Origin of the sequence: Flaviflagellibacter deserti (assembly GCF_042652085.1) — a bacterium.
Lineage (GTDB): Bacteria > Pseudomonadota > Alphaproteobacteria > Rhizobiales > Methylopilaceae > Flaviflagellibacter > Flaviflagellibacter deserti.
Genome location: NZ_JBHSJF010000004.1, coordinates 18,577 through 34,338, shown reverse-complemented (window position 1 = coordinate 34,338; position 15,762 = coordinate 18,577). Strand labels below are relative to the sequence as shown.

At 65.3% G+C, this 15,762-nt stretch carries 20 protein-coding genes; 9 read left to right on the top strand and 11 right to left on the bottom strand.

Annotated features, from left to right (window positions below; translation table 11 throughout):
- Positions 1-11: 11 nt before the first annotated feature.
- Both ACFPFW_RS04035 and pdxH read right to left on the bottom strand, forming a co-directional pair.
- Positions 12-758, bottom strand: coding sequence for an SDR family NAD(P)-dependent oxidoreductase (locus ACFPFW_RS04035; RefSeq protein WP_114957198.1), 747 nt, complete (start codon positions 756-758; stop codon positions 12-14).
- Positions 755-1,396, bottom strand: a complete 642-nt coding sequence (pdxH, locus tag ACFPFW_RS04030) for a pyridoxamine 5'-phosphate oxidase (protein ID WP_114957199.1) — start codon at positions 1,394-1,396, stop codon at positions 755-757. Before pdxH ends, ACFPFW_RS04035 begins: the two co-directional genes overlap by 4 nt.
- Before the next feature lie 42 nt (positions 1,397-1,438).
- Here pdxH and ACFPFW_RS04025 point away from each other — a divergent pair, with 42 nt between their 5' ends.
- From ACFPFW_RS04025 to fabI, 3 genes are all read left to right on the top strand, one after another.
- On the top strand, positions 1,439-1,927 hold the full coding sequence (locus ACFPFW_RS04025) for an RT0821/Lpp0805 family surface protein (protein ID WP_114957200.1): 489 nt from the start codon (positions 1,439-1,441) through the stop codon (positions 1,925-1,927).
- Positions 1,928-2,007: 80 nt separating this feature from the next.
- Positions 2,008-2,970: a DnaJ C-terminal domain-containing protein gene (locus ACFPFW_RS04020; protein WP_114957201.1), complete on the top strand. Its 963-nt coding sequence runs from the start codon at positions 2,008-2,010 to the stop codon at positions 2,968-2,970.
- 85 nt (positions 2,971-3,055) lie between these two features.
- Positions 3,056-3,877, top strand: coding sequence for an enoyl-ACP reductase FabI (gene fabI / locus ACFPFW_RS04015; protein WP_114957202.1), 822 nt, complete (start codon positions 3,056-3,058; stop codon positions 3,875-3,877).
- A gap of 186 nt (positions 3,878-4,063) precedes the next feature.
- Here fabI and ACFPFW_RS04010 read toward each other — a convergent pair whose 3' ends face one another.
- From ACFPFW_RS04010 to ACFPFW_RS04000, 3 genes are all read right to left on the bottom strand, one after another.
- Positions 4,064-4,702 (bottom strand): HD domain-containing protein, encoded by a 639-nt coding sequence (locus ACFPFW_RS04010; RefSeq protein WP_114957244.1) that lies wholly within the window; start codon positions 4,700-4,702, stop codon positions 4,064-4,066.
- Between the two features lie 62 nt (positions 4,703-4,764).
- Positions 4,765-6,018: a formyl-CoA transferase gene (gene frc, locus ACFPFW_RS04005; RefSeq protein WP_114957203.1), complete on the bottom strand. Its 1,254-nt coding sequence runs from the start codon at positions 6,016-6,018 to the stop codon at positions 4,765-4,767.
- A 142-nt stretch (positions 6,019-6,160) separates the two neighbouring features.
- The gene (locus tag ACFPFW_RS04000) at positions 6,161-7,138 is read right to left on the bottom strand and encodes a GlxA family transcriptional regulator (RefSeq protein WP_114957204.1); all 978 of its coding nucleotides are present in this window, start codon (positions 7,136-7,138) and stop codon (positions 6,161-6,163) included.
- Between the two features lie 89 nt (positions 7,139-7,227).
- Between ACFPFW_RS04000 and ACFPFW_RS03995 the strand changes: the two genes are divergently transcribed.
- Positions 7,228-7,815 (top strand): histidine phosphatase family protein, encoded by a 588-nt coding sequence (locus tag ACFPFW_RS03995; protein WP_114957205.1) that lies wholly within the window; start codon positions 7,228-7,230, stop codon positions 7,813-7,815.
- 362 nt (positions 7,816-8,177) lie between these two features.
- On the opposite strand, the gene ACFPFW_RS03990 is transcribed toward ACFPFW_RS03995, so the two are convergent.
- Positions 8,178-9,164, bottom strand: a complete 987-nt coding sequence (locus ACFPFW_RS03990) for a class I SAM-dependent RNA methyltransferase (protein ID WP_114957206.1) — start codon at positions 9,162-9,164, stop codon at positions 8,178-8,180.
- A gap of 59 nt (positions 9,165-9,223) precedes the next feature.
- On the bottom strand, positions 9,224-10,057 hold the full coding sequence (locus ACFPFW_RS03985) for an aldo/keto reductase (protein ID WP_114957207.1): 834 nt from the start codon (positions 10,055-10,057) through the stop codon (positions 9,224-9,226).
- Positions 10,058-10,166: 109 nt separating this feature from the next.
- On the opposite strand from ACFPFW_RS03985, the gene ACFPFW_RS03980 reads away from it, so the two are divergent.
- Positions 10,167-10,919, top strand: coding sequence for a DUF1499 domain-containing protein (locus ACFPFW_RS03980; protein ID WP_114957208.1), 753 nt, complete (start codon positions 10,167-10,169; stop codon positions 10,917-10,919).
- A 47-nt stretch (positions 10,920-10,966) separates the two neighbouring features.
- On the opposite strand, the gene ACFPFW_RS03975 is transcribed toward ACFPFW_RS03980, so the two are convergent.
- Genes ACFPFW_RS03975 through ACFPFW_RS03965 form a run of 3 tightly spaced genes read right to left on the bottom strand, consistent with a single transcriptional unit; the run spans position 10,967 to position 12,926 of the window.
- On the bottom strand, positions 10,967-11,875 hold the full coding sequence (locus ACFPFW_RS03975; RefSeq protein ID WP_114957209.1) for an MBL fold metallo-hydrolase: 909 nt from the start codon (positions 11,873-11,875) through the stop codon (positions 10,967-10,969).
- Complete coding sequence (locus tag ACFPFW_RS03970; protein ID WP_114957210.1) at positions 11,872-12,189, bottom strand: lipid-A-disaccharide synthase N-terminal domain-containing protein; 318 nt, start codon at positions 12,187-12,189, stop codon at positions 11,872-11,874. Before ACFPFW_RS03970 ends, ACFPFW_RS03975 begins: the two co-directional genes overlap by 4 nt.
- The gene (locus tag ACFPFW_RS03965; RefSeq protein WP_114957211.1) at positions 12,186-12,926 is read right to left on the bottom strand and encodes a glycosyltransferase family 2 protein; all 741 of its coding nucleotides are present in this window, start codon (positions 12,924-12,926) and stop codon (positions 12,186-12,188) included. The genes ACFPFW_RS03970 and ACFPFW_RS03965 overlap by 4 nt, the downstream gene beginning before the upstream one ends.
- Before the next feature lie 139 nt (positions 12,927-13,065).
- On the opposite strand from ACFPFW_RS03965, the gene ACFPFW_RS03960 reads away from it, so the two are divergent.
- The 3 genes from ACFPFW_RS03960 (at position 13,066) to ACFPFW_RS03950 (ending at position 14,178) form a co-directional block, all read left to right on the top strand.
- Positions 13,066-13,287, top strand: a complete 222-nt coding sequence (locus ACFPFW_RS03960; protein WP_114957212.1) for a hypothetical protein — start codon at positions 13,066-13,068, stop codon at positions 13,285-13,287.
- A 105-nt stretch (positions 13,288-13,392) separates the two neighbouring features.
- The gene (locus ACFPFW_RS03955; RefSeq protein ID WP_162799690.1) at positions 13,393-13,563 is read left to right on the top strand and encodes a hypothetical protein; all 171 of its coding nucleotides are present in this window, start codon (positions 13,393-13,395) and stop codon (positions 13,561-13,563) included.
- A gap of 15 nt (positions 13,564-13,578) precedes the next feature.
- A complete protein-coding gene (locus ACFPFW_RS03950; RefSeq protein WP_114957214.1) occupies positions 13,579-14,178 on the top strand; it encodes a cysteine hydrolase family protein in 600 nt (199 codons plus the stop codon).
- Positions 14,179-14,193: 15 nt separating this feature from the next.
- Here the strand turns inward: ACFPFW_RS03950 and ACFPFW_RS03945 are convergent, their stop codons facing one another.
- On the bottom strand, positions 14,194-15,078 hold the full coding sequence (locus tag ACFPFW_RS03945) for a LysR family transcriptional regulator ArgP (protein WP_114957215.1): 885 nt from the start codon (positions 15,076-15,078) through the stop codon (positions 14,194-14,196).
- A gap of 81 nt (positions 15,079-15,159) precedes the next feature.
- On the opposite strand from ACFPFW_RS03945, the gene ACFPFW_RS03940 reads away from it, so the two are divergent.
- The gene (locus ACFPFW_RS03940) at positions 15,160-15,762 is read left to right on the top strand and encodes a LysE/ArgO family amino acid transporter (protein ID WP_114957216.1); all 603 of its coding nucleotides are present in this window, start codon (positions 15,160-15,162) and stop codon (positions 15,760-15,762) included.

Here is a 15,762-nt window from a genome sequence, read left to right as displayed (position 1 = left end):
CTCCCCCGCGATCAGACGTGCTGACCGCCGTTAATGTGGATCTCGGCGCCGTTCACATAGGTCGACTGCTCCGAGCACAGGAAATAGATCGCGCTTGCGACCTCTTCCGGCCGGCCGAGCCTCCTGAGGGGGATCTGCTCGACCAGCTTCTCTGTTCCCGGTGAGAGGATCGAGGTGTCGATCTCGCCCGGTGCGATCGCGTTAACGCGGATGCCGAGTGGGCCGAAATCCGCCGCCATTTCGCGGGTCAGCGCGGCCAGCGCCGCCTTCGATGTCGAATAGGCCGCTCCGGCGAACGGGTGCACGCGCGATCCGGCAATCGACGACACGTTCACCACCGCGCCGCCCGCGGCCTTCAACTCCTCGCACAGCCCGCGCGCCAGCATGACCGGCGCGAAGAAGTTGACCTGGAACACCGTCATCCAGTCCGCGAAGCTCGTCTCCATCGTGCCGAGCCGCGAGCCGCCCGGACCCTTCGGAGAAATCGCGGCATTGTTGACCAGCGCATGCAGCATCCCGCCGTCCAGCCGGCTGCGGACGTCCCTGATCGCCTGTTCTGTATTCTCCGGGTCGGCCAGGTCGATCTGGAGATGGTCCTCCGGCCCGGCCGCCCACGGGCAGTTCTCCGGAAAGGCGTGCCGCGAGGCGGTGATGACCCGCCAGCCGGCGGCCGAGAAGCGCTTAACCGTGGCGTGCCCGATGCCCCGCGAGGCCCCGGTCAGGAGCAGCGTGCGGCGATCATTCGGTTTCAAACTCATGGATAAAGCCGGGTCTTTGCCCAGGCCGCGTCGCGGGTGGGGCGGGTGAAGGCGATTCGGTCGTGCATGCGATACGGCCGGTCGTGCCAGAACTCGATGGATATCGGGACGACACGATAGCCGTTCCAGTGCGACGGCCTGGGAATATCCTCACCCGGGAAGCGTTCCTTGACCTCTTCCATTGCGCGTTCGAAGACGGCACGGCTGTCGAGCGGACGCGATTGCCGCGAGGCGGACGCGGCGATGCGGCTTTGCAGGGGACGGGTCGCGAAATATGCGTCGGCTTCCTCGGTCGTGACCATCTCGACCGTGCCGCGCACCCGCACCTGGCGGCGAATGCTCTTCCAGTGAAAGACGAGCGCAGCCTTGGCATTTGCCGCAAGTTCTTCACCCTTTGCACTCTGCGAGTTCGTGTAAAACACGAAGCCTTCACCGTCGAAACCTTTAAGCAAAACCATTCTAACGTTCGGCATAAGGTCAGAGTCAGCTGTTGCTAAAGCCATTGCGTTCGGATCGTTGATCTCGCTCAAGCTTGCTTCGGCTAACCACTCAGAAAAAAGCCCGATTGGGTCATTCGCCTCAGTAAAGTCACCATTCTTTAATGATTCCGGGCTTCCATTTGAATTAAGTTCGTGCATTGTGCGGACTAGTGGTTGGAGTGTCCCTTGGCGGCGGATCGCATGTATAGACCATCACGGTCGTCCCGTCCCGGTTGGACGGCGAAGGGAACGGTTCTCGTTCTCGCCTGCCTCCTCTCAGCCGGATGCAGCATGCGGATGGGTTCGCTGACCGGCGAATCCGAGAAGCCCGAGGTTACCGGCAGCGTCGCGACCCCGGCGACCGGCCGCGCGGCGGTCAGCGGCACCCAGGTTGCCAGCGCCGGCACGACCGATCTCAACAACACCGATTGGAACTATGCGCGCGGAGCGCTGGGTCTTGCCCTGACCAGCACCTCCGACGGTCCGCCGGTTCCGTGGGCCAATCCCGAGACGGGTGCACGCGGCAATTTCGCCCCGAGCGCTCCGGCGATCACCGCTTCCGGCCAGACCTGCCGCGACTTTGTCGCGACCCGCCTGGAGAACGGCAAGGAAGTTCGTCTGAACGGTCGCGCCTGCAGGACCGCCGATGGTCAATGGGACATCGCCCAGACCAACAAGACCACTCTCTAAACCCGTTGCATTTTGGCAACAGGTTTCCCACATCGCGCACATATGACTACGAATAAGACGGGCGGCGGGGAACTGGCCTGATGCGCGACCCATATGACGTTCTGAACGTGCCGAAGGGCGCGAGCGACGCCGAGATCAAGAAGGCGTTCCGCAAGCTCGCCAAGACGCACCATCCCGATCGCAATCCGAACGATCCGAAGGCGAAGGAGCGCTTCTCGGAGCTCTCGCACGCCTATGATCTCCTGTCCGACAGCGAGAAGCGGGGCCAGTTCGATCGCGGCGAGATCGACGCCGAGGGCAAGCCGAAATTCTCGGGCTTCGGCGGGTTCGGCGGCAGCCGTGGAACGGGGGCGGGTGCCGGCGGCTTCGAGCAATATACCTGGACCGGCGGCAGTGGCGGCAGCGGCCGGTCCAGCGGCTTCTCGGCCGAGGACATCTTCTCCGATCTGTTCGCCGGTCTCGGGGGCCGTGGCCGCGCGGGCTTCGCCGCAGGCGCGGGAACCGCGGGGCGCACCCAGAGCGCGCCGAAGGGCGACGATCTCTCCGCCGAGGTCACTGTGCCGTTCACCGATTGGGCAATCGGCGGCAAGGCGCGCGTCGTGCTGCCGACCGGCCGCGAACTCGAATTCTCTATTCCAGCGGGCATCCAGGAAGGCAAGACGATCCGCCTGAAGGGGCAGGGTAATTCCTCGCCTCTGGGTGGCGAGCCGGGCGACCTTCTGGTCACCGTCCACATCGCCTCGCATCCGCATTTCCGCGCCGACGGTCACAATGTTCGGGTGGAGGTACCGATCACGCTTTACGAGGCGGTGCTCGGCGGCAAGATCCGCGTGCCGACGCTCGATGGCTCCGTCGAACTGACGGTCCCGCCGAATTCCACGGGCGCCAGGACCATGCGCCTGAAGGGCAAGGGTATAGCCGGCACGGGCGACCTCCTGGTGTCGCTCCGCGTCGTCCTGCCGCCTGGTCCGGACGCCGAGCTGGAGAAGCTCGCCAAGCGCATGCGTGACGGCGCGCCCTATGACCCGCGCAAGGCAAGCTAACCCCGTATAAGTCCGCGAGCGCGGCTTGAAGCCCCATCCCTGCCGTGCCATGAGGGGCGAAACATCCCCAAGAGGACCGGACATTATGACCAGCGCGCAGGGCCTGATGGCCGGCAAACGAGGCCTCGTTCTCGGTGTCGCCAACAACCGCTCGATTGCCTGGGGCATCGCCAAGGCCTGCGCCGGCCAGGGTGCCCAGCTTGCTCTTACCTGGCAGGGCGACGCCCTGAAGAAACGCGTCGAGCCGCTTGCCGCGGAGCTCGGCGCGCTCCTCGCTGGTCATTGCGACGTCACCGACCCCGCCTCGATCGACGCCGTCTTCGCCGAGATCGATAAGGCCTGGGGCGGGCTCGATTTCGTCGTCCACGCCGTGGCCTTCTCCGACAAGGACGAACTCGACGGCCGCTACGTTGATACGACGTCCGCGAACTTCGACCGCACGCTCAACATCTCCTGCTATTCGTTCACGGCCATCGCCCAGCGGGCGGAGAAGCTGATGACGACCGGCGGCTCGCTGCTGACGCTCACCTATTACGGCGCCGAGAAGTGGATGCCGCACTACAACGTCATGGGCGTCGCCAAGGCCGCGCTCGAGGCGAGCGTACGCTATCTCGCGGCCGATCTCGGCGAGAAGAAGATCCGCGTCAACGCGCTCTCCGCCGGCCCGATCAAGACGCTGGCTGCGTCGGGAATCGGCGATTTCCGTTACATCCTGAAGTGGAACGAGCTGAACTCGCCGCTCCGCCGCACGGTCACGATCGACGAGGTCGGCGATGCCGCACTCTATTTCCTGTCGGATTTCAGCCGCGGCGTGACTGGAGAGATCCATCATGTCGACGCCGGCTACCACATCGTTGGCATGAAGCATCCCGACGCGCCTGATATTTCGGTCGCGGTGAGGGAATAACCGTGTCCCGGTCCGCGTACGCGAGGCGCATCGCGAGAACCCGGCGCATACTCGCGAAGCGCTTCAGCTATTTCTGCTTAGCGGCTGGGAGAGGCACCAAGATTCAGTGCGGCTTCGCCGCGAGGTACGCTGGGTCCGGTTCTCGGGACGCAGCTTTGCCGCACCCGGACCGGGACACGAACTCAATCACCTCCACGCGGACCCTCTGATCACGCTGCAGAAATTCCCGCGATGGAAGTGCGGGTCCTTCTCCGCCAGCACATCGGCCTTGACGTTGCCAAAGGTCGTTTCCGGCTTGTGCTTGATGCCGTCGTAGAAGGCCTGGATGATGTCTTCCTTGAAGTGCGGCGTGCGCGGATGCGCGTGCACCACGGCCTCGCGTTCCTCGTCCGAATAGTCCGGATATGTCAGCCCCAGCACGTCCATCTCGACGCCGGCCGTCACCAGCGCGACGACCGGATGCATGTGCTGCGGAATGCCGGGCGTCGTGTGCAGCGCGATCGCGGTCCACACGGTGTCGATGTCGGACTGCGCGATGCCCTGCCATTTGAGGAAGTCCCGCGCCGCATTGGCGCCGTCGACCTCGAAGCGCTCATGCGCGCTCGAATGCGTATGCATCAGCCCCATGTCGTGGAACATCGCGCCCGCATAGAGCAGTTCTGGATCGAATTTCAGGCTGCGGTGCTTTCCGGCGAGCGCGCCGAAATAATAGACGCGGCTCGAATGGTGGAAGAGGAGCGGCGTGGCGTTGTCACGGACGAATTCCGTCACGTCGCGCGCCAGTTTGCTGTCGGGGATGCTCACCCCGCCAATGGTCGAAGTCATCTCGTTGATTCCTTTGGGAAGGAGAGGCGGCCGCATCGTCGCGACCGCCTGGATTGGCGCGGTCAGACCGCTTTTTCGTCGTGCAGTTCGGAGATCTCTTCCTGCGAGTAGCCGAGGTCCTTCAGCACGTCATTGGTGTGCTGGCCGAGCAGCGGCGACGCCGTGATGTCGATGTCGAGATCGGAGAATTTGATCGGGCTGCCGACGGTCAGGTACTTGCCGATGACCGGATGGTTCACCTCGACGATCGTGCCGCTCTTGCGGAGCGACGGATCGTTGGCGATCTCCTTCATCGACAGCACTGGCGCGCAGGGAATGTCGAACTTGCGCAGGATGTCGACGGCCTCGAACTTGGTTTTGTCCGACAGCCATTCCTCGATGTAGGAGAAGATGTCGAAGATCTTGTCCTGCCGCGCCAGGGCCGTGTTGTAGGCCGGATCGTCGATCCATTCCGGCTTGCCGATCGCTTCCGCCACCTTCGGCCAGGCGTGGCCCTGGATGGTGAAGTAGATATAGGCGTTCGGGTCTGTCTCCCAGCCTTTGCATTTCAGCACCCAGCCCGGCTGGCCGCCGCCGCCCGCATTGCCCCCGCGCGGCACCACATCGGTGAACTGACCGTGCGGATATTGCGGGTATTCCTCGAGGATGCCGGTCGCATCGAGCCGCTGCTGGTCGCGCAGCTTGACGCGGACGAGATTGATCACCGCGTCCTGCATCGACACCGAGACCTTCTGACCCTTGCCGCCATTCTTGTCGCGCGCATGCAGCGCCGTCAGGATGCCGATGACGAGGTGCATGCCGGTGTTGGAATCGCCGAGTGCCGCGCCGCTCACGGTGGGCGGGCCGTCCCAGAAACCGGTAGTCGAGGCCGCGCCGCCGGCCGCCTGCGCCACGTTCTCGTAGACCTTCAGGTCCTCGAAATGGTGGCCGTCCGAGAAGCCCTTCACCGAGGCGACGATCATGCCCGGGTTCAGCTCGTGGATGTGCTCCCAGGTGAAGCCCATGCGGTCGAGCGCGCCGGGCGCGAAGTTCTCGACAAGCACGTCGGATTCCCTGATCAGCCGCTCCAGGACCTTCTTGCCCTTCTGGGTCTTGGTATCGAGCGTCAGCGACTTCTTGTTCGAGTTCAGCATCGTGAAATAGAGCGCGTCCGCATCCTTGATGTGGCGAAGCTGCGAGCGCGTCACGTCGCCGGAACCGGGACGCTCGACCTTGATCACGTCGGCGCCGAACCAAGCGAGCATCTGCGTCGCGGCCGGTCCTGCCTGTACGTGGGTGAAATCGATGATCTTGATGCCTTCGAGCGGCTTGGTCATGGAAGTGCTCCTCACCGCCGCGTCTCAGATGTGGTCGCGGCGTGGGAGACAGGTCGCTCGCGTATGACGAGCTCTCAAGGCGCGCTCGCGCGGTTGGCGGTAAAGCGCGCGCGTTTGGCAGAAAGCGACGGGTGCGGCGCGCTCAGGCGCCGGGAAACGGCGTCTCGTCGGCGTGGAAGCTCGCCCGGTATTGCGCCGGCGTCAGTCCCATCCGCTTCAGGAAAACGAGCCGCATCCGGTCCGGCGAGCCGAAACCGCAATCGAAGGCGATGGTCTTCAGCGGCTTGTCGGTGCCTTCGAGCAGATTGCGCGCGGCGTCAATGCGCGCGCCCTCGACGAATTCATGCGGCGTCATCTTCGCCGCCTGCGCGAACTGCCGAGCGAAGTTGCGCTCGCTCATCCCCGCCACCGATGCCAGCCGCTCGACGGTGAAGCTCTCGGAGATGTTCGCCATGACATGCGCCTGCACCTTAGCGATCGGCGATCCCGGCTCGGCGGCGTTGAGGTATGGGCTGAACTGCGACTGCCCACCCTGTCGCTGGGCGACGACGACGAGCCGCTTGGCAACGAGGAGCGCGATGTTCGAGCCATGGTCCTCGGCCACGAGCGCGAGCGCGAGGTCGATGCCGGCGGTGACGCCGGCGGACGTCACCAATGTCCCGTCGCGCAGGAAGATGCGGTCGTATTCGACGCTCGCATCCGGAAACTGCTCCGCCAGGACGGGCGCGTTCTGCCAGTGCGTCGTCACCCGCTTTCCGTTCAGCAGGCCGGCATGACCGAGCGCGAAGGCTCCGGTGCAGATCGAGCCGATCGCGTCGGCGCGCCGCGCCATCACGACCAGCCACCGCGACAATAGGGAGTTCGCCGGCTGCACCGGCAGAAGCGGACCGCCCGCGACGAAGACGTAGTCGTAGCGTTCGGCGGTCTGGTCGAGCGTGATGTCGGCCACGAACTGCATTCCGTTCGAGGCGCGGAACGGGCCGGCCTCGGTGCCGACGAGAGTCACCGCATAGCCGTCGCCTTTGGGCAGGAACCCGTTGGCCTCGGCGAATACGTCGACGGGTCCGGCGACATCGAGTGCCTGGACTCCGGGAAAAACGACAATCGCGACACTTCGCATGCATTCAGATCGCCCGGAGACTGTACCTCCCGCAAGTCCCGTGCTTTGACAGGCGCCGTAATTTTCCCGCGCCGCAGGTCAAAAGCTTCATGCCGCTCGATTATCCGCTCTGCATCGTCCGGCATGGCGAGACCGACTGGAACCTCGAGGGCAGGCTCCAGGGGCAGCAGGACGTCCGGATGAACGGCCGCGGCCGCGACCAGGCGGAGGCGGTCGGCCGTCTCCTTCTCCAGCACGCCCCCGAAGTGCTCGGCTGGGATTTCGTCGCAAGCCCCTTGATCCGCACCCGCGACACGATGGAGCTGATGCGCGCGGCGATGGGCGTCGACCCGAAGGATTACCGCCTCGATCCGCGCCTCAAGGAGCTGACCTTCGGTTCCTGGGAATGCTCGACCTGGGACGACGTGAAGCGGAGTTTCCCGGACCTCGCGGCCAAGCGCAAAGCCGACAAATGGGCCTTCTGCCCGCCGGGCGGCGAGAGCTATTCCATGCTTTCCGACCGCATCGCCGATTGGCTTGTGGATGTGAAAAAGCCGACGCTTGCGGTCACCCACGGCGGGGTCGCGCGTGTCCTGCTGGGCCTTCTGACCGGAATGGCGCAGGTCGATCTGCCGGTCGAGGACATCAAGCAGGGCAGGGCGCTGATGTTCGAGGATGGCAAGGCACGGTGGATTTAGCGCTGTGGCGCCGTCATCCTCCGGTCGAGCCGGAGGATGACGACGTAGGCGGGGGCCAATTCCTGAACTGGTCGACGGATTGAGGGTATCCCGGGGCGGCGGAGCCGAGCCCGGGATCCATAGCCCCTGTGCTGATGATGAAGTCGGGAGACTGCGGGATATGGGTTCCGGGCTCCGCGTCGCGGCCCCGGAACACGCGCGCCGTCCCGATTTGGGGCAGGCTTTTAACCGCCGAACGCTTCCAAACCAGCAGAATTCAGGGCGGGTCTCGCTCAGGCTTCGGGAGGTGCCCTACGGACCACAACAAGAACATCGCCAAATCAGCGATTCGTGCCGCGTTCGTTCCCGCTCCGCTCCAATCCTTAACGGCCGAGCACCGCGACCGCTTCGGTGTGGGGCGAATTTCGGAACTGGTCGACCGGCGTGACCTTCTCGACCCGGAAGCCGCCATCGACGAGAATCTTCAGGTCGCGCGCAAAAGTCTGCGCGTTGCACGAGACGGCGACCACGCGCTTGACCCTTGAAGCGGCGATGTTCCGTGCCTGGTGATCGGCCCCCGCGCGCGGCGGGTCGAAGACCACGACGTCCATGTCCTTCAGCTCGGCGGCGAGCATCGGGCGACGGAACAGGTCGCGTGCTTCCTGCGTGATCTGCTTCAGCCCCTGCGTCTTCCGCCACGCGCGGTCGAGCGCGGCGAGCGCGGTGCGATCCTGCTCGACCGCGAGAACCAAGGCCTTCTCGGCCAAGCGCAGCGCGAACGTTCCCACGCCCGCGAAGAGGTCGGCCACGCGCTTCGCCGACCCGACGCCCTCTGTCACCAGCCCCGCGAGCGCGGCCTCGCCGGCTTCTGTCGCCTGCAGGAAACCGCCGGGCGGCAGGATCACCTCGGCACGTCCGAACCGGACGATGGGCGGCCGGGCCTCGACGACGAGATCGCCGTGCAGCGATAGCCGCGCCAGATCGAGCCGCTGCGCCGTCTCGGCGAGCGCGAGCCGCACCTTCTCCGGCACCTTGCCGGCGCCGCGCAGGTCGATATCGAGCCCGGAAAGCGTCGAGGTCACCACGGCGTCGACCGGCTTCTTCAGTCCGAGCAGGAGCCGCGCCAGGGTCCGCACCGGCTCGACCGATTTCTGGATCGCCTCGGACAGGATCGGCTCGGGATGTTCGGCGAGGTCGAGCACGTTGTGGGTCTTCGGCTGCATGAAGCCGACGCGCAGGACGCCGTCCTCGCCGCGCCGTGCGTGGAACGTCGCCCGACGCCTGCCTGCGCCCTGCGCGTCCACGCAGGGTTCGACTTCCGCCTCGATGCCGGCCAGCCGCAATTCCTCGGCCAGCGCGTCGCGCTTCATAGCCAATTGTTCGGCGACAGGCGTCGCTGCGCTGATCTCGTTGATCTTCAGGGTGTTGCTCAGAGCATTTCCAACGGGCGTTTACGGGTGGGCGGGGGGAAGGCGCGGTCGAGCGCCGCGAGGTCTTCGGCGTCGAGCTCGATGTCGGCCGCCTTGCGGTTCTCGCGAACATGCTCGATCCGCGCCGCCTTGGGAATTGCGATCACGTCGGAACGGCGCAGCAGCCAGGCAAGAGCCACGGTGAACGGCTCGACGCCGTACTTTCGGGCGATGTCACCCAGCGCGCCGGTCTTCGGCAGCCGCGCCTGCTCGATCGGGCTGTAGGCCATCGCCGGGATCTCGTTCTTCGCGAGGAAGGGCAGGAGATCGTATTCCGGACCGCGGCGGCTGAGATTGTAGAGCACCTGGTTGACCTGGCAGTTCTCGCCGCCGTCGACGTCGAGGAGCTCCTCCATGTCGTCGGTGTCGAGATTGCTGACGCCCCAATGCCTTATCTTGCCGTCCTTCTGCAGTGCCTCGAAGCCGCGCACCGTGTCCTCGAACGGTACGCCGCCGCGCCAGTGCAGCAGATAGAGGTCGATCACATCGGTCTCCATGCGCTCCAGGCTGCGCTCGCAGGCGGCCTGCACGCCCTTGGAGCTCGCATTGTGCGGATAGACCTTGGAGACGAGGAAGACCTTGTCGCGGATACCGTTCAGCGCCTCGGACAGCATCTCCTCGGCGCCGCCGTCGGCATACATCTCGGCGGTGTCGACGAGCGTCATGCCAAGCTCGACGCCTTCGCGGATCGCCGCCACCTCGGCCGCGCGGCTGCTCGACCGCTCGCCCATGTACCAGGTGCCCTGGCCAAGCGCGGGAACGGTTTCGCCACCGGGTAGAACGACGGTCTTCATGCTTGTCTCCGTATCGAAAGGCGTGACGCTTTAAAGCCATCGCAAAACTCGTAGCGCAAGCACCCATCCGCTTGCGGCGGCGCGGCGAATGGGCCAAACCGGAAACGGCATGATCGAGCACGAACCCTACGCATCGAGCGCGCTGTGGTCGCGACGGCTTGGGCTGTTCGCGATTCCGGTGTCGATCATCGCCGTCGTCGCGCAACGCTCCGGCCAGCTCGATTTCAACTCGGGCGTCGCCAGCCTCGGCGCCGGCGCGATCCTCGCCGTCCTCGCCGTCCTGCTCGGCCTGATCGCCTTCGCGGTCATCTGGGTGCGCGGCAATCGCGGCGCGGGAGCCGCCGCCATCGGCATCATCGCAGGACTCGCGGTCATCTCGGTGCCGCTCGGCTATCTCGTAATGGGCTGGGGCCTGCCGCAGATCACCGACGTCGCGACCGATCCGGGCGATCCACCCGCATTCGTCTTCGCCGCGGCCGAGCGCCGTCCGACCGACAATCCGCTGGCCTATCCGGGAGAGAAGGCCGCGATGGCCCAGCTGTCCGGCTATCCGGACATCGCGCCGCTCCGCGTCTCCCAGCCTGTCGATGAGGTCTATGCGCTGGCGCTCCAACTCGTCGAGACGCGCGGCTGGCGCATTCTCGTTTCCGGCGCCAACAATCGTGGCCGCCGCCATATCGAAGCCGTGGCACTGACGCCGCTGCTCCGCTTCTCGGAAGACATTGCCATCGACATCCGCCCCGAAGGCGGTGGCGTTCGCGTCGACATGCGCTCGGCATCGCGGGTGGGCTCGGCCGATCTCGGCTCGAATGCACGGCGGGTGCGGAGTTTCCTGACCGACCTGGCCGCCGCGGCGCGCTGACGTTCCCCGGACAAGTGCGCGAAGCGCACGCTGGTCCGGGAGACGGCTCACGCCAGGCTGAACACCGGCACCTTCGGCCCAGCATCCATCCGCACCACGCCACGGCCCACCAGTTCCTCCAGATGCGCCTGTACCGAAAGGCCGGCCGCGCCGAACATGTTGGGCGACAGGGCGACATAGATGGAGGCGACGAGGTCGGGGATCGTGCGCGGGCCTGCCGACAGCGCGTCGAGGATCTGGTCCTCGCGGAGTTCGCGGTGCTTCAGAAGCGCCTCGGCGTGCCGGCGGCCATTGGTCAGGCTCGGGCCATGCGCCGGGTAATAGATGTCTTCGCTCCGTGCGATCAGCCTGCGCAGCGAGGCCTTGTAGTCGGCCATCGAGCCGTCCGGCGGCGCGACGATCGTCGTCGACCACGCCATCACATGGTCGCCCGGAAAGAGCGCGTTCTCCTCCCGAAGCGCGAAAGCGAGGTGGTTTGCGGTGTGGCCGGGCGTCGGGACGGCTTCAAGCGTCCAGCTGGGATCGGAGACGACATCGCCCTCGCCCAATATGCGGTCCGGCCGGTAACCTCTGTCGGCGCTGGCATCGAGGGCATTGGCCTCGCCGGGAAGCAGCGGCCGGGCAGCCTGATGCTGGGCACAGCCGACGACGGTCGCTCCCGTCACCGCGCGCAGCGCCTCGACGCCGTCGGTATGGTCGCGATGGGTGTGGGTGACGACGATATGCGTGATCGTCTCGCCGGCGGTCGCCGCCAGGAGCGCCGCGATGTGGTCCGGATCGTCCGGGCCGGGATCGATCACGGCGACCTGTCCGCGTCCAACGATATGGCTCACCGTTCCTGTGAAGGTGAAGGGCCCGGGATTGTTGGCGACGACGCGGCGTACGAGCGGAGAGAGCGTGATCGAGGCGCCGTAATGCCCCGGATGCGATCTATCAAACCGCAACGTCTCGGTCATAGCACCTTGTCTGACCGCTTATGCTTGGCGATCAGCCAGAGATTGCGGATGTAGATGATGAGGCCGAGCGCCTGGCCGAGGATATAGACGGGGTCGCCGCGCTGGATCGAGTAGATCAGCAACAGGACGCCGCCGCCGAGCGAGAAGAACCAGAACGCGATCGGCACCACGGAGCGGCGCGCCCGCTCGCTGGCGATCCACTGGACGACAAAGCGCATCATGAACATGCCCTGGGCGAAGAAGCCCAGCACGACCCATGCGTCGAAATTGCCGACGAAGACCTCGTGGGCCCAGCGACTCAACGTGTCGATCATTTCGTCTCGATCTCCGTCGCGACCGCCCGGCCGCGGAAGCGCTTCATCAGCCACCACACGCCGAACAGGTCGAGCACGCCGCGCAGGCCGCGGTCGAGGATGCCGTAGTTCGACCGGCCGAACCGCCGGGGGCGGTCGACCACGTCGAGCCTCAGGATCTTGTAGCCCTCGCGCGTGATCAAGGCTGGCATGAACCGGTGCCAGCCGTCGAAATAGGGCAGGATGCGAAAGATGTCGGCCCTGACCGCTTTCAACCCGCAGCCGGAATCCTCGTTGTCGTCGTTCAGCAGCGAGCGTCGCAGATTGTTGGCGAAACGCGAGGCGTATTTCTTCAGCGTGCCGTCGGTCCGGCCGCGCCGCTGGCCGGCCACCATGCCGACATCGGCGCTCGCACCTTCGAGCGTCGTGACGAGGGCTGGGATGTAGGACGGGTTGTTCTGGCCATCGCCGTCGATGGTCACGAAGATCGAGCCACGCGCATGGATCACGCCGGTGCGGATAGCGCCGCTCTGGCCCATGCCGCGTTCGTGGCGGATGTGACGGACGGGAAGGCCTGCCCGCGCCTTGCGCGCCAGAAGGCCCGGCGTGTCGTCGGTGGAGGCCTCGTCGACGACCACGATCTCATACGCTCTTCCGCTGAGAGCTCCGGCGATCTCCTCGATCAGGAAGTCGAGGTTCTCGGCCTCGTTCCGCGCGGGAATGATGACGGAAACAAGATTGAAATCTGAGGGCTGCATGACATCCGGCCTGCGACCCTCCCCGGGGCCGCGAGGGATGTGTCACTTCCGGGCGGGATCGTCAATTGCCGCTTCGGCGGCGAACCCGAGAGCGCACGGGGCGTTGTTCAGAGGAGACAAGCGGAAGGGGAGGACTCCAATGGCCAATGCCGATCGCAAGCATATGGGCAAGGGAACACAGGGGAAGGGCGACGGCACCGGAGCGATGACCGACCTCAATCCCGAAGACATTGCCGAGAACATGGTCCTGTCGAACCGCGACAAGAGCCAACATTCCGGTGGTCGCGGCCTCGACAGCAAGCAGGTCCAGACCGACCAGATGCGCGACCACGCCGAGAACAAGGCGCCGGCGAAGAGCTGAACCTCAAGTCGCGCATGGCATGGTTTCGTACCGATCGTAATTTTCATGGCTCGCTACCTCGCCCCGGTTCCGGCGCGCTCTAGCTTCCGCGCAGGGAGGTCGAGCATGAAGAAATCGACAAAGCGGAAGACCGAGAAGACGCAGCAAAAGGCCCGTTCCGTCGAGACTGTGATGGAGCAGGCGCTCATGGAAATGACGCAGGACCTGAAGTCTTGTGCGTGGTCGCCGACGACGGTGACCCGCGAACGGCCATGCCCCAATACGTGGTGGCCATGATCCTCGATTAGCGGCATGGCGGACAGGCTGAAGCGCCCCCTGGGCGCGCGCATGGTTCATCTATGCGTGGACATGCAGCGCATCTTTTCGTCCCGGGGGATTTGGCCCACGCCCTGGATGGAGCGCGTTCTACCGACGGTCGTCCGGATCGCCGAGCGGCATCCGGAGCGCACCGTCTTTACGCGCTTTATCACGCCCCGAGATGCCGACGACCTTCCCGGCACCTGGCAGCTCTATTATCGCAAATGGCATCAGGCGACGCGCGCGGAACTCCCGGCCGATCTCCTCGACCTGATGCCCGAACTGGCCAAATTCGTTCCTCCGGCGACGGTGCTCGACAAGAGCTTCTATTCCGCGTTCGCCGGGACAGGCCTCGATGCGTGGCTTCGCGAGCGGCAGGTCGACGGGCTGGTCGTCACCGGCTCGGAGACCGATGTCTGCGTCCTCTCGACCGTGCTCTCCGCCGTGGATCTCGGCTGGCGCGTGATCGTGGTGGCCGATGCTCTCGCCAGCGCATCGGACGAAGGCCACGACAATCTTCTCGACCTCTATAACCGCCGCTATGCCGAACAGGTCGAGACCGTCGACAGCGAAGCCTTGCTCGACCTCTGGTGATCGGGAGCGCCGGACCTAGACCTGCACCAATGCCGCCCTCGCGGCTGCGACGACCGCTTCCGTCAATGGCTTCACGGCCGGCTCGACCGCGCGCGACCATTGCCAGAACAGGCCGACATCCTGCGGCTGGCCCGGGACGATCTCGACCAGATCCCCGGCCCGGAGATGACGCCCGGCCAGATGTTCCGGGTTCATGCCCCAGCCCAGGCCCGCCAGTGCCGCATCAACGAAAGCCTGGGAAGACGGCAGCCAGTGGACGGGCGTGGTGATCCGCCGGCCGAATACCTGCTTCAGCCAGCGCGCCTGCAATTCGTCCTTCTCGTTGAAGCTGAGGCAGGGCGCGCGGCGGAGCGCGTCTTCGGTAACGCCCTCCGGAAACCAGCGCCGGACGAAATCCGGATTGGCGGTCGCCCGGTACCGCAGCGCTCCGAGGGAGCGGCTGCCGCAGCCCTGGATCGGATGGGAGACCGAGGTCAAAGCCGCGCTCACATCGCCGCGTTTCAACCATTCGGCGCTGTGATCCTGGTCGTCGAGCACGACGTCGAACAAGAGGCCGTCCACCGCCGCCATCGCCGGGATGAACCAGGTCGCCAGACTGTCAGCATTCACTGCGATACGAATGGTGACGGGTGTATCGCCGGAGACGACCCCGCGAAGGTCGTCGCGCAGCCCATGCTCCAGCAGGCTGACCTCCTGCGCGTGCCGGCACAGCCGTGCTCCCGCCGGTGTCGCGGTACAGGGCTGACCCCTGATCACGAGAACCTGTCCTGAACGCTCCTCGAGCAGTTTCACCCGTTGCGAGATCGCCGAGGGGGTGACGTTCAGATGCTCGGCGGCCTTTTCGAAACTGCCGGTCCGGACGACGGCCGCAAGCGCGGCGAGCTGGGCATAGTCAATCATTAGGAGCGCTAATCTAGCAGAAGGAAGTTTAGCTTTCCTAATCAAATGAAAGCGTCCATGTCCCATGGATAAGGAGAGGACATGTTCGCTTTCGGTTCAGGATTTCTGCTTGGTCTCAGCCTCATCGTCGCGATCGGCGCGCAGAACGCGTTCGTCCTGCGCCAGGGGCTCCGGCGCGAGCACGTTTTTCCGGTTGTATTGACCTGCGCTTTATCGGATGCGGTGCTGATCGCGGCTGGCGTCAGCGGCTTCGGCGCGCTGATGACGACGTTTCCCGAGATCGAGAACATCGCCCGCTGGGGTGGAGCGGCATTCCTCGCGGTGTACGGAATGAAGAGCCTGTGGTCGGCGCTGAAAAGCCAATCGGCGCTGACACCGGCTGATGGTCCACCGCCGAGCCTGATGCAGACTTTCCTCGTCGTGCTGGCCTGCACCTGGCTCAACCCGCACGTCTATCTGGACACGGTAGTGCTGCTTGGTTCGGTCTCGACGCAGTACGATGGCGCCCGCATATCGTTCGCGGCGGGAGCGATGACGGCGTCGTTCGGCTTCTTCTTCGCGCTGGGATATGGAGCGGCGCTGCTGCGGCCACTGTTCGCGAGGCCCGCGGCCTGGCGGCTGCTCGACCTCGTCATCGGAGCGACGATGATCGCGCTGGCCGCCAGCCTGGTCGCACGTTCGTAG

Coding starts and splice junctions, on each gene's coding strand:
- ACFPFW_RS04035 (WP_114957198.1), bottom strand. CDS start 758: ATGAGTTTGAAACCGAATGATCGCCGCACGCTGCTCCTGACCGGGGCC.
- pdxH (WP_114957199.1), bottom strand. CDS start 1,396: ATGCACGAACTTAATTCAAATGGAAGCCCGGAATCATTAAAGAATGGT.
- ACFPFW_RS04025 (WP_114957200.1), top strand. CDS start 1,439: ATGTATAGACCATCACGGTCGTCCCGTCCCGGTTGGACGGCGAAGGGA.
- ACFPFW_RS04020 (WP_114957201.1), top strand. CDS start 2,008: ATGCGCGACCCATATGACGTTCTGAACGTGCCGAAGGGCGCGAGCGAC.
- fabI (WP_114957202.1), top strand. CDS start 3,056: ATGACCAGCGCGCAGGGCCTGATGGCCGGCAAACGAGGCCTCGTTCTC.
- ACFPFW_RS04010 (WP_114957244.1), bottom strand. CDS start 4,702: ATGACTTCGACCATTGGCGGGGTGAGCATCCCCGACAGCAAACTGGCG.
- frc (WP_114957203.1), bottom strand. CDS start 6,018: ATGACCAAGCCGCTCGAAGGCATCAAGATCATCGATTTCACCCACGTA.
- ACFPFW_RS04000 (WP_114957204.1), bottom strand. CDS start 7,138: ATGCGAAGTGTCGCGATTGTCGTTTTTCCCGGAGTCCAGGCACTCGAT.
- ACFPFW_RS03995 (WP_114957205.1), top strand. CDS start 7,228: ATGCCGCTCGATTATCCGCTCTGCATCGTCCGGCATGGCGAGACCGAC.
- ACFPFW_RS03990 (WP_114957206.1), bottom strand. CDS start 9,164: ATGAAGCGCGACGCGCTGGCCGAGGAATTGCGGCTGGCCGGCATCGAG.
- ACFPFW_RS03985 (WP_114957207.1), bottom strand. CDS start 10,057: ATGAAGACCGTCGTTCTACCCGGTGGCGAAACCGTTCCCGCGCTTGGC.
- ACFPFW_RS03980 (WP_114957208.1), top strand. CDS start 10,167: ATGATCGAGCACGAACCCTACGCATCGAGCGCGCTGTGGTCGCGACGG.
- ACFPFW_RS03975 (WP_114957209.1), bottom strand. CDS start 11,875: ATGACCGAGACGTTGCGGTTTGATAGATCGCATCCGGGGCATTACGGC.
- ACFPFW_RS03970 (WP_114957210.1), bottom strand. CDS start 12,189: ATGATCGACACGTTGAGTCGCTGGGCCCACGAGGTCTTCGTCGGCAAT.
- ACFPFW_RS03965 (WP_114957211.1), bottom strand. CDS start 12,926: ATGCAGCCCTCAGATTTCAATCTTGTTTCCGTCATCATTCCCGCGCGG.
- ACFPFW_RS03960 (WP_114957212.1), top strand. CDS start 13,066: ATGGCCAATGCCGATCGCAAGCATATGGGCAAGGGAACACAGGGGAAG.
- ACFPFW_RS03955 (WP_162799690.1), top strand. CDS start 13,393: ATGAAGAAATCGACAAAGCGGAAGACCGAGAAGACGCAGCAAAAGGCC.
- ACFPFW_RS03950 (WP_114957214.1), top strand. CDS start 13,579: ATGGCGGACAGGCTGAAGCGCCCCCTGGGCGCGCGCATGGTTCATCTA.
- ACFPFW_RS03945 (WP_114957215.1), bottom strand. CDS start 15,078: ATGATTGACTATGCCCAGCTCGCCGCGCTTGCGGCCGTCGTCCGGACC.
- ACFPFW_RS03940 (WP_114957216.1), top strand. CDS start 15,160: ATGTTCGCTTTCGGTTCAGGATTTCTGCTTGGTCTCAGCCTCATCGTC.